A 1395-nucleotide genomic window follows, 5' to 3' on the forward strand; every position below is an offset into this window, starting at 1 on the left:
CGCCTGAGTACCGTCAACGCCCGGCGCGAGGGCATGGCCAAGTCATGGACCTACGGCGGCCCCTGGCGCAAGGGGCAGCGCTGCATCATCCCGGCGCAGCTGTACGTCGAACCCTACTGGGGGACCGGCAAACACATCCCCTGGCAGTTCGAGCGCGCCGACGGCCAGCCTTGGGGCCTGGCTGGTCTCTGGAGCGAGTGGACCGACCCGACCACGGGTGAGGTGCTGCCCAGCTACACCATGGTCACGCAGAACTGCGACGACGTGCCAGTGCTCAACCTCATGCACCGGCCCGACCCGAAGCGCGCGCCCGACAAGCAGGACAAGCGCACGGTGGTGCCGCTGGAAAAGGTAGATTGGGACACTTGGCTGCGCGGCACCATCGCGCAGGCCGAGGCGCTGATCCGATTGCCCAAAATTGAACTGTTCACCCACAGGCCGGTAGATCAGAGCGTGGCGGTTGCCTTACCTGAATGATCCAGACCCTGTAGGCTTGTGACTAACGTTTATTTCAACGGTACGAGGTATGAATGCAGATCACCGTGACTATCGATGACGCCCTGTATGAAAGGGCCTTGGAGTTAGCAGAGCCTTCCATGGACCGGGGCGACCTGTTCAGTGAAGCTGTCAAAACCTTCGTTCGGGTCCAAGTCGCAAAGAGATTGGCAGCCCTTGGTGGAGCAGTGCCTGAAATGCAGGATGTTGCTCGGCGCCGTGATAAGCAGGACTGAACCCCGAACACGATGGCTAGCGTGGAGTGGCCCTATAAGGATGCTCCTGGCAGAGCCAGGAAAAACGGCGCCAAGGGCCTGTATCAAGACCGACTTGGCATAGGGGGGTGAAGGTCGAGCCGTGGTCGCTGATTTCGCTATTGCTCCATGTGTGATGCGAAACACGAATTGGCGCTGTGGTTCGCATCCGTCCTGTCAGGCTTTCAAGCCTATCGTTGGGTTTGGATTTGAGGGTGGTCCCGCTTGCCCTTGGCCAGCCGTCCGTGATCTGATCGCATCCCCCCGCAGAAGGTCATCAAAATACCTCGCAAGGTTCGGGTGTTTCTCCAGCGACGCAGGCATATCGGCCAGGCACCGTTCGCAACGACAGACAAACCGGAAATGATTGAAGAGTTGCATATTGCGCTCCTCAAAACTTCCCTCCAAAAAACTTTGGTTTGTTCCCATGTAGCTCCATGTGATGGCCTCGCCAGTGGGAATAGGCTTCGACGCAATGAGTGCCACCTCCTGCCCTTTGGCGTCCAGCGTTCCTACCTCCGCGTTGGGCTGGCAAGAATGATTGACCCGGCTGAGCACGCGGTAGAGCCCATAGCTCTCAAAACCCTCTTCTGTATTGAAACATGTGATGTTGTTGGTGGCGACGCTGTAATACAGCGTGCGAACC

Annotated in this window: 3 protein-coding genes; 2 read left to right on the top strand and 1 reads right to left on the bottom strand. The window is 58.6% G+C overall.

Translation table 11 applies throughout. The annotated features are described in order from the left end of the window. Both AC04MI_RS25160 and AC04MI_RS25165 read left to right on the top strand, forming a co-directional pair. Nucleotides 1–477 (top strand): SOS response-associated peptidase family protein (locus AC04MI_RS25160; protein ID WP_476499044.1); only part of this gene is annotated, 477 nt, incomplete at its 5' end. Between the two features lie 53 nt (nucleotides 478–530). Then, a complete protein-coding gene (locus tag AC04MI_RS25165; protein WP_476499045.1) occupies nucleotides 531–731 on the top strand; it encodes a type II toxin-antitoxin system VapB family antitoxin in 201 nt (66 codons plus the stop codon). 195 nt (nucleotides 732–926) lie between these two features. Here AC04MI_RS25165 and AC04MI_RS25170 read toward each other — a convergent pair. Beyond that, nucleotides 927–1395: SET domain-containing protein (locus tag AC04MI_RS25170; RefSeq protein WP_476499046.1), on the bottom strand; the 469-nt coding region annotated here is incomplete at its 5' end.

Source organism: Acidovorax sp. LjRoot204 (assembly GCF_056175785.1).